Source organism: Yeosuana sp., assembly GCF_057126245.1.
The window spans coordinates 95,467-105,842 of the sequence record NZ_DBNGMQ010000019.1 but is presented as its reverse complement, the minus strand read 5'-3'; the positions used below and the strand labels follow the sequence as shown (position 1 = coordinate 105,842).

Annotated in this window: 8 protein-coding genes, 1 tRNA gene and 1 pseudogene; 5 read left to right on the top strand and 5 right to left on the bottom strand. The window is 32.5% G+C overall.

Features of this window, described 5'->3' with window-relative positions:
* Nucleotides 1-42: 42 nt before the first annotated feature.
* Together AC15TD_RS02195 and rseP are read right to left on the bottom strand one after the other, a co-directional pair.
* A tRNA-Asn gene (locus AC15TD_RS02195) sits at nucleotides 43-116 on the bottom strand.
* 166 nt (nucleotides 117-282) lie between these two features.
* Nucleotides 283-1,629, bottom strand: coding sequence for an RIP metalloprotease RseP (gene rseP / locus AC15TD_RS02190; RefSeq protein ID WP_484450499.1), 1,347 nt, complete (start codon nucleotides 1,627-1,629; stop codon nucleotides 283-285).
* A 166-nt stretch (nucleotides 1,630-1,795) separates the two neighbouring features.
* Here rseP and AC15TD_RS02185 point away from each other — a divergent pair, with 166 nt between their 5' ends.
* The 4 genes from AC15TD_RS02185 to AC15TD_RS02170 all read left to right on the top strand — a co-directional run bounded on the left by AC15TD_RS02185 (nucleotide 1,796) and on the right by AC15TD_RS02170 (nucleotide 5,052).
* Complete coding sequence (locus tag AC15TD_RS02185; protein ID WP_484450498.1) at nucleotides 1,796-2,470, top strand: SCO family protein; 675 nt, start codon at nucleotides 1,796-1,798, stop codon at nucleotides 2,468-2,470.
* 72 nt (nucleotides 2,471-2,542) lie between these two features.
* Nucleotides 2,543-2,779, top strand: coding sequence for a FeoA family protein (locus AC15TD_RS02180; RefSeq protein ID WP_484450497.1), 237 nt, complete (start codon nucleotides 2,543-2,545; stop codon nucleotides 2,777-2,779).
* Entirely contained in the window at nucleotides 2,772-4,871 is a 2,100-nt protein-coding gene (gene feoB, locus AC15TD_RS02175; RefSeq protein WP_484450496.1) for a ferrous iron transport protein B, read from the top strand. The genes AC15TD_RS02180 and feoB (AC15TD_RS02175) overlap by 8 nt, the downstream gene beginning before the upstream one ends.
* Before the next feature lie 43 nt (nucleotides 4,872-4,914).
* On the top strand, nucleotides 4,915-5,052 hold the full coding sequence (locus AC15TD_RS02170; RefSeq protein WP_484450495.1) for a FeoB-associated Cys-rich membrane protein: 138 nt from the start codon (nucleotides 4,915-4,917) through the stop codon (nucleotides 5,050-5,052).
* 183 nt (nucleotides 5,053-5,235) lie between these two features.
* On the opposite strand, the gene AC15TD_RS02165 is transcribed toward AC15TD_RS02170, so the two are convergent.
* Both AC15TD_RS02165 and AC15TD_RS02160 read right to left on the bottom strand, forming a co-directional pair.
* Nucleotides 5,236-5,418 carry a hypothetical protein gene (locus tag AC15TD_RS02165; RefSeq protein ID WP_484450503.1) on the bottom strand — a complete coding sequence of 61 codons (183 nt, stop codon included), beginning with the start codon at nucleotides 5,416-5,418 and terminating at the stop codon, nucleotides 5,236-5,238.
* Between the two features lie 168 nt (nucleotides 5,419-5,586).
* Entirely contained in the window at nucleotides 5,587-5,697 is a 111-nt protein-coding gene (locus AC15TD_RS02160; RefSeq protein WP_484450502.1) for a hypothetical protein, read from the bottom strand.
* 133 nt (nucleotides 5,698-5,830) lie between these two features.
* Between AC15TD_RS02160 and AC15TD_RS02155 the strand changes: the two genes are divergently transcribed.
* Complete coding sequence (locus AC15TD_RS02155; RefSeq protein WP_484450494.1) at nucleotides 5,831-8,077, top strand: TonB-dependent receptor; 2,247 nt, start codon at nucleotides 5,831-5,833, stop codon at nucleotides 8,075-8,077.
* A 98-nt stretch (nucleotides 8,078-8,175) separates the two neighbouring features.
* On the opposite strand, the pseudogene feoB (AC15TD_RS02150) reads toward AC15TD_RS02155, so the two are convergent.
* Nucleotides 8,176-10,375: pseudogene (gene feoB, locus AC15TD_RS02150) on the bottom strand (ferrous iron transport protein B).
* Between the last annotated feature and the right edge of the window lies 1 nt (nucleotide 10,376).

The following is a 10,376-nucleotide window of genomic DNA, read 5'->3' as shown; positions in this document are numbered from 1 at the left end:
GCACAAAAAAAGCCATCATTTCTGATGGCTTGTCTAATTTTGCTCCTCCTCTTGGGCTCGAACCAAGGACCCTCTGATTAACAGTCAGATGCTCTAACCAACTGAGCTAAGGAGGAGTGTTATCTTTTCGCTTTTGCGAGCGCAAATATATATATATTTTTATTTACTGCAAAAGGACTTTTACTTTTTAATTAATATTTTTTTTAAAAGTAAAATAAAGTCTTATTCTGGCTTTAATAACCCGTTTTAATTAAAAGCATAAATATAATATTTAAAAAACTTTTAATTAAAAATAGCTTTAAAAATATCGTTGCCATTAGCAAATAAGACTAATGCAATTAATATAATAAACCCAACCATTTGTGCATACTCCAAAAATTTGTCTCCTGGCTTTCTGCCAGATACCATTTCATATAATAAAAACACAACATGACCACCATCAAGTGCTGGAATTGGTAATAGATTTAAAACCCCTAACATAATTGATAAAAAGGCGGTTATACTCCAAAATACTTGCCAGCTCCAAAAGCTCGGAAATATATCATAAATAGCTTTAAACCCACCAACACCTTTATAAGCCCCTGTACTTGGTGTAAAAATAGCTTTAAATTGTGTGATGTAAGAATCTACTTTTTCATAAGCTTTATCTAATCCGACGGGTATGGATTCAAAAAAACCATATTCCTTGGTTTCAAATTTATAATAGCCTAAAGCTTCTAATGTTTCTGGTGTCGATCCGGATGCATATACTAAACCTAATTTACCCTCATTGTTTATAGTTAAAGGAGCTTCTATCTCACTTCCATCTCTTAATATGGCTGCCTTTACACGTTCTCCTTTGGATTGCTCTAAGAACGTTTTTACCTCATCAGCATATTTTGTTTTCGTATCATTAAGTCCAATTATGATATCGCCCTTTCTAATACCACTTCCTATATTATGAGAAGAATCAGGTACTTCAACAATAGCAAATGGTGTTCTTAATTCTATAATACCTCTTTCCTTCGAATCAATTAATTGTGATAAAAAATCTTCAGGCATCTTTACTATTGACTGTTCTCCATTTCTTTCAATAGTAATATCCTTTCCAAAAAGAACTTTTTCAGGAATTTCCCTAAAGGTTTCGATTTTATCGCCATCAACAGCAATAATCTTATCTCCAGTGTATAAACCAGCTTTATTGGCGACCGTACTTTCAATTAATAGACCATCTTTAATATTATCATTTGGTAAAACCTTATCACCATAATAATAACTCATTCCGATATAAATCAATATGGCAAGTAAAAAGTTAACCGTAACACCACCTAACATAATGATTAAACGCTGCCATGCCGGTTTAGAACGAAACTCCCATGGTTGTGGTGGTTTTGCCATTTGCTCAGTATCCATACTTTCATCAATCATTCCGGAAATCTTCACATAACCTCCAAGAGGTAACCAGCCAATTCCATATACAGTATCCCCTATTTTCTTTTTAAACAAAGAAAATTTTACATCAAAAAATAAGTAAAACTTTTCTACCCTTGTTTTAAATGCTTTTGCAGGTAAAAAATGTCCAAACTCATGTAATATAATAAGTAAAGAAAGGCTCAATAAAAATTGAGATATTTTAATAACAAACTCCATATATCTTTGATCAAATTTTTATAATCGCACAAAAGTAAGCTTTTAAAGCAACTTTAAAAAGACAATTGTATTTTGGTGGCCCATTTAACAATATTTTAAGTATGAATAATATTCTATGTGTATGAAATTCATTGTATTTTTGTTATCATCTAAATTTCATCATAACATGTTATCATTTTTCAAGAGCTATAAAACGTTCGGCATTGTTTTTTTAATTATTTCAATCGTTATTCTTTCTATTATTTATAAAAAACTAAATGTGTATCAACCATTACCCATTTATCAGCCTGCAATGGTAAGTAATGAATTGGTAGACAGCACCATTCAATATCAAAAAAAATATCATAAAATAGCCAATTTTAAACTTATAAATCAAAATGGAAAAACCATTACCCAAGATGATTATATAAATAAAATTTATGTTGCCGATTTCTTTTTTACAACCTGCCAGACCATATGCCCAATCATGACAAATCATATGGTTGAAATACAAAAAGAAATTATAAATGATGATGATGTTATGCTGCTATCGCATTCGGTGACGCCACAAATAGATACGGTTGCTCAACTTAAACGATACGCTATTAAAAAAGGTGTTAACGATAAGAAGTGGAATTTAGTAACGGGTGATAAAAAACAAATTTATGAATTAGCACGTAAAAGTTATTTAGCTGTTAAAACGGCTGGTGACGGTGGTCCTTTTGATATGGTGCATACCGAAAATTTTATGCTGATAGACAAAAAACGCCAAATAAGAGGGTTTTATGATGGCACCAATCCTGAAGATATTGACCGCCTACTGGACGAAATAAAAATTCTAAAAGAAGAATACACACAATAGTTTTTTGTTAACTATTTTTTTAGCCTAAAATTTTACATTACTTTTGCTTCTTTAAAATCAATCTAAATAAGCTTGGAAGATAATTTAGCAAATTTAAAACGAGGAGAACGTTGCATAATTACTGATGTATCGTCCATTCACATTCCGCTAAAACTTTTAGAAATGGGGTGTTTGCCTGGAAATTATGTAGAACTTGTTCAAGTTGCGCCTTTTCAAGACCCCATGTACTTAAACATAAACGGGACGCATTTAGCTATTAGAAAAGAAACCGCCATGCATGTTTTAATAAAAAAAATAGCGCATGAGTAAGCAATTAAATGTTGCCTTAATAGGAAATCCAAATACCGGAAAGACTTCGGTTTTTAATGCTTTAACAGGTTTAAACCAAAAGGTTGGTAATTATCCGGGCATTACGGTCGAAAAAAAAGAAGGTATTTGCAAATTACCTCGTGGCGTAAAAGCCCATATTATTGATTTACCTGGAACGTATAGCCTCAACGCCTCTTCTCTTGATGAAAATGTGGTTATTGAATTGCTTTTGAATAAAAACGATAAAGATTTCCCAGATGTTGCTGTTGTAGTTAGTGATGTTGAAAATTTAAAACGAAATCTACTTCTTTACACCCAAATTAAAGACCTAGAAATACCTACCATTTTAGTTATTAATATGGCCGATAGAATGGCTTATAAGGGCATTTCTCTCGATATAGATTATCTTGAAAAACGCCTAAAAACTAAAATTGCGTTAGTAAGTACCAGAAAAAATCAAGGCATTGATGAACTTAAAAGTTTAATTTTTAACTTTAAAGATCTTCCGATTAATCAATGCATTAATCTCTCAGAAATTGACCCTGCTTACTTTGAAAATCTAAAAAAAGCATTCCCAAATCAACTGCTTTACAAACTATGGCTTGTAATTACACAAGATGTAAACTTTGGTAAAGCAGATAGAAACGAAATAGATGCCGTTGCTAATTTTAAGACTAAAAGTAAGGCAGATTTAAAACGATTACAGCAAAAAGAAACTATAAAGCGCTATCAGTTTATTAATGATGTTCTTAAAATAGGGCAGACAATTGATATTGCCAATGCTAAAGATTTGAGAATGAAATTCGATAGAATCATCACTCATAAAATTTGGGGTTATGCCATATTTTTCGTGATTCTATTAACTATATTTCAAGCCATTTATGACTGGTCAAGTGTTCCAATGGATTTTATTGATAGTACGTTTGCTGCATTAAGCGAATGGACAAAAACCCAATTGCCAGAAGGCGCTTTTACCAATTTACTTGCAGAAGGTATTATTCCCGGACTTGGTGGCATCATTATATTTATACCACAAATTGCATTCTTATTTCTATTTATTTCTGTGCTTGAAGAAAGTGGCTATATGAGTCGCGTGGTTTTTCTAATGGATAGAATTATGCGCCGTTTTGGATTAAGCGGAAAAAGTATTGTGCCCCTTATTTCGGGTACTGCTTGCGCTATTCCAGCCATTATGGCCACAAGGAATATAGAAAGTTGGAAAGAACGCCTTATAACAATATTGGTAACGCCTTTTATAACCTGTTCAGCAAGACTTCCCGTTTACTTAATAATCATTTCTTTGGTGATACCAGAAGGACGTATTCTTGGTCTTGGCTATCAGGCATTAACTTTAATGTTTTTATACCTTGTTGGGTTTTTAGCAGCTATCATATCGGCTTATATTTTAAATAAAATATTGAAAATAAAAAATAAAACGTTTTTTGTTGTTGAAATGCCCAATTACAAACTACCATTATTAAAAAATGTAATTATTACAGTTTTAGAGAAAACAAAAGCCTTTGTTTTTGGTGCTGGAAAGATCATTCTAGCCATCTCTATTGTGCTATGGTTTTTAGCATCTTATGGACCAGGTGAAGCATTTAATAATGCAGAAGAGATTACCAAAAAAGAGTACGCAAATCAAAATTTAAGTCAAGACGAACTAAATCAGAAAATAGCCTCTCATAAACTGGAGCATTCTTATATTGGATTAACGGGAAGAGCTATTGAGCCAGCTATAAGACCATTAGGTTACGATTGGAAAATAGGCATTGCTATTGTAAGTAGTTTTGCTGCACGTGAAGTATTTGTTGGTACGCTTGCAACCATTTACAGTGTAGGAAGTGATGAAGAAGAAACCATTAAGAATAGAATGGCTGGTGAGGTAAACCCAATCCTTGGCGGACCCTTATTTAATTTTGCCTCTGGGATTTCTCTTTTGCTATTTTACGCATTTGCTATGCAATGTATGAGCACATTAGCGGTTGTTAAAAAAGAAACCAATAGCTGGAAATGGCCGGCACTTCAATTAATTATTATGAGTGCGTTCGCCTATATCGTAGCGCTTATTGCATTTCAATTGTTGAAATAGCATCTTTTTTGTAAATAAATTCAATTAACTCGACTATATAATTATGAATCCAGTTATTCAAAATGTATTAGCAATTACGGCATTAATTATAGCGCTTGGATTTCTAATCACAAAATTCTTTTTTAAAAAAAAAGCATCAAAAAAAGAATGCGGTGGTGATGACGATTGTGGTTGCCATTAAAATAACATCAATTATTCCTTAATCAGAGTATAACTTTTACAAATAAGTTGTTTGCAATTATATTTTATACTATAAATTCTTTAGTACCAACTTATATGGTTATCGAATTATCAAAAATTTCTTTTTGAAGAATATTTAATTTGATTCCTAAAGCAATATTATTTTTATCTAAATATTTTAAAATTAAGATGATGAATCTTGAACACTTACACATATACAAAAATCTCCTATTAGTCCTTGTGATGATAGTATTTTGTAGATTTTCTTAATATTTCCTGTAGCATCAGATATAGGATCTCTATTTGAATCATGAGTTGGAAACTTTAAAAAAGTATCTAATTGCCTTATCAGCTTTTCTGATTTTATATGTTCTAATTGTTCTGCAACATCATGTATTTCATCCCAATAGAAATTTATTTTTTAGGTAAAAAAACTTCCCATAGCCTATGTCTTATGACTATGCTTATCGTTGCTTCTTTTCCTATTTCGATAAGAGAAACACCCTGATACTTTTTATAATCTACGTAACCTTTATCAGATAATTTTTATTACCATATCTGTTACAGATGACGCTTTTGTTTCAATATTATTTGCAATATCATTGGGGCTAACATTATTTACACCTAGTTTATCTAAGTGATAAATGGCTTTAATATAATTTTATTCTGTAGGGGTAACCATATTTTAGTTATAGATGAACAAAAAATATATAACCTATATAATATTAAAATAATTTTTAGGTAAGACTAAAAATTATTTTATATTTACAAAAAAATAAATGAAGATTTTAATATTAGGTTTTTTAAGTATATTTTCTTTAGGAATAAATGCTCAAACCATATCAGGAAAAATAACGTCTAATAATACCAAATTACCTTATGTTAATATTTATTTAAAAGGCACTCAAAAAGGTGCAGTATCAAAAGAAGATGGGTCGTTTGAAATTTCGAATATAAAAACTGGAACTTATAGCATAATTGCATCATTTACAGGATATCAAACTCAAAAAAAAATAATCACCATAGATTCAGAGAGTCAAATAGTTAACTTTGATTTAACTGAATCTGAAATACTTAACGAGGTAATTGTTACTGGAACGCTCAAGGCTGTCTCTAGATTAGAAAGTCCCGTTCCAGTTGAAATATATTCTTCCACTTTTTTTAAAAAAAATCCAACTGCAAATATTTTCGATGCGCTGCAAAATGTAAATGGTGTAAGACCTCAACTTAACTGTAATGTTTGCAACACAGGAGATATTCATATTAACGGTTTAGAAGGTCCTTATACTTTAGTTTTAATAGATGGGATGCCAATTGTTAGTGGTTTATCAACCGTATATGGTTTATCTGGAATTCCAAATTCCTTAATTGAACGGGTTGAAGTTGTTAAAGGACCTGCTTCATCACTTTATGGCAGTGAAGCTGTTGGTGGTTTAATTAATGTCATTACTAAATTTCCAGAACATGCGCCGCTATTATTTGCAGATGGTTTTGTTAATGGTTGGGGCGAGGCTAATTTAGATATTAGTTTTAAGGCTAAAATTGGTAAAAAAGCAGATATGTTATTGGGAGTGAATTATTTCAATTATTCAAACCCTATTGATAATAATAACGACAATTTTACCGATGTTACATTACAAGACAGAATTTCGATATTTCAAAAATGGAATTTTATACAAAAAGAAAATCGCATATTTTCTCTTGCTGTACGTTATTTTTATGAAGACCGTTGGGGTGGTGAAATGCAATGGAATAAAAGCTTTAGAGGTGGAACCGATGTTTATGGCGAAAGTATTTATACTTCACGTTATGAATTAGTTGGAAACTATCAACTACCTATTAATGAAAAAGTTAATTTTATATTTTCTTACTCAGACCATGACCAAGATTCTTTTTATGGAGATATAGAATATAAAGCACAACAACGCATTGGTTTCGGGCAATTAATTTGGGATAAGCCTCATCTAAATCATGATTTGCTATTCGGGTTGGCCACTAGATATAACTTTTACAACGACAATACCACGGCTACCGAGCAACCAGATGAAATTACTATTCCTTCCATTTTTGTTCAAGATGAAATCACTTTAACAGAAAAACAACGATTATTATTAGGTATGAGATATGACTATGATGACAGGCATGGTTCTATTTTTACTCCAAGGATTGCCTATCGGTTTAAACCAACAGAGAACGATATTATAAGAGTAAATGCTGGTACTGGATTTCGAGTTGTAAATTTATTTACAGAAGAGCATGCTGCATTAACTGGAGCCCGCGAAGTAATTATTACAGAAGCTTTAGAACCAGAACAATCTTATAACATCAACCTTAATTATTTAAAAAAGTTTTACACCAAAAATGGATTAATATTTACGTTTGATGCTTCGATCTGGTATACCTATTTTACAAATGCCATTATTCCAGATTATGATACTAACCCAAATCAAATCATTTATGATAATTTAAATGGAAATTCAATCTCTAAAGGGGCTAGCCTAAACTTAGACGCCATTTTTGGTAGTGGCATAAGTGCTTCGTTAGGAATGACTTTTCAGGATGTTTCTCTAACTGAAAATAACGTAAAAACTAGACAAATTTTAACAGAGCGTTTTACTGGTGTTTGGTCGTTTTCTTATAAACACTATCCTACAAACTTAAAAGTTGATTATACTGGAAATATATACGGACCCATGCGACTTCCATTACTTGGAGAATTAGACCCAAGAGCAGAATTTTCACCAACTTGGAGTATTCAAAACATTCAATTCACTTTTGATGGATTCAATAATTTTGAAATCTATACAGGTGTAAAAAATCTATTAAATTGGACTCCGAATAGAGGTAATCCATTCATTATAGCAAGAGCAAATGACCCTTTTGATAAGGATGTTACTTTTGATGCAGAGGGTAATGCGGTTGCAACTACAGACAATCCTTATACTTTAACTTTCGACCCCACCTATGTTTATGGGCCAAATCAAGGGATACGTTTATTTTTTGGATTACGATATACACTAAACTAAACTAAGAGGGTAAAAAAATGAAAAGCACATTATAGCTAAAAGACACTTATTGTCTTAGAATATTTTTACCTTAAACTACGACTCAATAATGGTATAATTTAAACTATTATTCTCCAAATTTGGGCTACTAAAAACGTAACAATAAAACCTAAAACAACTGGCATTATAGACGCAAAAACAGTCCACTTGACACTTTTTGTTTCTTTATAAATAGTATAAATAGTTGTGCTGCACGGGTTGTGTAGTAAACTGAACAACATTAAATTAATAGCCGTTAATAATGTCCATCCTCCAGCTCTTAAAATATCTGCAGTCGCTGAAACAGAATCAAGTTCAAACATAACACCGGCACCAGCCCCACCAGCAATTCCAGTAACTAAAACAGTTAACATTAAAATAGTTGGAATCACAATTTCATTGGCTGGAATCGCCACAATATAAGCCACTAAAATAACACCATTTAAGCCTAAAAGCCATCCGAAACCATCCAAAGAACTTATCGTCCAAGTGGCAATACTTTCATTACCAATATAAATGTTCGAAATTAACCAGATTACGGCTCCAGCTGGTGCTGCAAAAACTACGGCACGCCATAATACTATTAAGGTTCTATCAATTAAAGACGTATAAATAGTTTTCCAAAAACGTGGTGGTCTGTAAGGCGGTAATTCCAAATTAAAGGTAGACACTTCGCCTTTTAAAACCGATTTAGACAAAACCCATGATACGGTAAACATAAATGCCATACCCAAAACAGCTATTCCAATAACGGCTAATAACGATGCTAAACTTGAAAAAGATTCAGGAACAACGGCACCTATAAAAATAGTAGCTATTAATATTTGAGTTGGCCATCTCCCATTACATAATGAAAAATTGTTTGTAATGATAGCTATTAAGCGTTCTCTAGGGCTGTCTATAATTCTGGTTGCCACGACACCTGCTGCGTTACAGCCAAAACCCATACTCATCGTTAAGGCTTGTTTGCCATGGGCTCCAGATTTTTTAAATAAACTATCTAAATTAAAAGCCACTCGAGGTAAATATCCAAAGTCCTCTAATAAGGTAAACAAAGGGAAAAATATAGCCATAGGAGGCAACATAACGGCGATTACCCAAGCGACTGATAAATACACGCCATCAATTAAAAATCCATCAAGCCACCAAGGCAATCCAATACTTGACGCACCTTGTTTTAAAGCCGGATGAAGCGTATCTAAAAATAAATTCGCCAATAATGATGATGGATAATTAGCTCCAACAATGGTTAACCATAAAACAGTTGCCAAAACGAGAAACATAATAGGAAACCCGAATGCTTTACTCGTTACAATCTTGTCTATTTGAGTATCTAAACGAAAGCGTTTTTTGCTGCTATCAACGTGTACAGAATCTTTCACAATATCGGCAGCATCAGCATAAATGCCTTCGGTTAAATTATCATGAAAATCATCGCCAATTTGCCAACGCAATTCGTTTGATAATTCAATAATATTAGCAATATTTTTTTCTTTACTCATATGAAAATTATGGTTAAACTAACTCTCCTGCTTTTAAAGCATTAATGATACTAGTGTCTCCTTCTAATAATCTGAACGCAATCCAACGGCTATTAGGAATATTCGGAAATTCTTTTTCTATTTCTTTTGAAAGCGAATTCACGGCACTTTCAATATTTTTAGGCACATTTTTTATGCGATGTGGTTTACAGATAATCGTTCCTTTGGCAATCTCACTAATGGTTTGAATTAATTCAGGAATTCCCTGATTAAAACGTGCGCTTGTTGGTACTACTGGGATTCCCAAATCCCTTGCCAACGTGCGTTCATCAATGGTGATATGATTTCGTTTTGCTTCATCCATTAAATTTAAACACAGTACCGCTTTATCTGTAATTTCTAATATCTGAAGCACCAAATTAAGGTTGCGCTCCAATCGGTTTGCATCTGCCACAATCACCGTAACATCTGGTTTTCCGAAAAGGATAAAATCTCTTGCAGCTTCTTCATCTTCTGAGGTTGAAAGCAGTGAATACGTTCCAGGTAAATCCACCAACTTATAAGTTTCTTTATTATACTCAAAACCACCTTCAGCTCTGGTTACTGTTTTTCCTGGCCAATTTCCAGTATGCTGTTTTAAACCTGTTAATGAATTGAAAACGGTACTTTTACCCGTATTTGGATTTCCTGCCAAGGCTACAACAAAATCAAAATTATCCGTTTTAATACCTAATTTTTTTAATCCGTCTGCATTAAAATGAGCACATGTTTCGCAGGCACTTTTTACTTTCGGGTCCATA